Raw genomic sequence first — 426 nt, 5'->3', positions numbered from 1 at the left:
CTTATCGCGGGAAAGCAAAACTCCAAATGCACGGGGCATATTTCAATACCCTTGGTGTTGAAAGGAATACCCAGAATCCCGTCTACACCATTCGTACGATGCCAGAGAATATGATGGACATGGAAGGGCGCCCCGCATTCAGCACATGGACGGGTGGTTTACTCGGCGTGATGGGAAAGCAGATGGAAGACCATCAGGCCATGCACCGATCATGGTATCTGGATGCGGCGGTTAAGTCGTTCTAATAAGCCGCAAGCCGTCGCAAGGATATTTATGAGAGTCGGTTCCCTGAGGCGCCCCCCCCCGGAAGGGCCGGGGAATGTCGCCAAAATGTCGACAATTCAGCGCCTGACCGCTTCACCAAAGAACGAGTCGCAAAGATGGGGAAGGGGACGCAAACGACAATTTGGCGGTTGCGTTCACCAA

Annotated in this window: 1 protein-coding gene; it reads left to right on the top strand. The window is 53.8% G+C overall.

Going from position 1 to position 426, the window contains the following annotated elements:
- The coding region (locus tag DUT91_RS25985; RefSeq protein WP_200835095.1) for a hypothetical protein at positions 1–245 on the top strand (245 nt) is incomplete at its 5' end.
- Positions 246–426 lie beyond the last annotated feature (181 nt).

It is taken from the genome of Paramesorhizobium salinisoli, from assembly GCF_003335045.1.
Lineage (GTDB): Bacteria > Pseudomonadota > Alphaproteobacteria > Rhizobiales > Rhizobiaceae > Paramesorhizobium > Paramesorhizobium salinisoli.
Note: the sequence above shows the minus strand (reverse complement) of the source record. Positions and strands in the feature narration are given on the sequence as shown.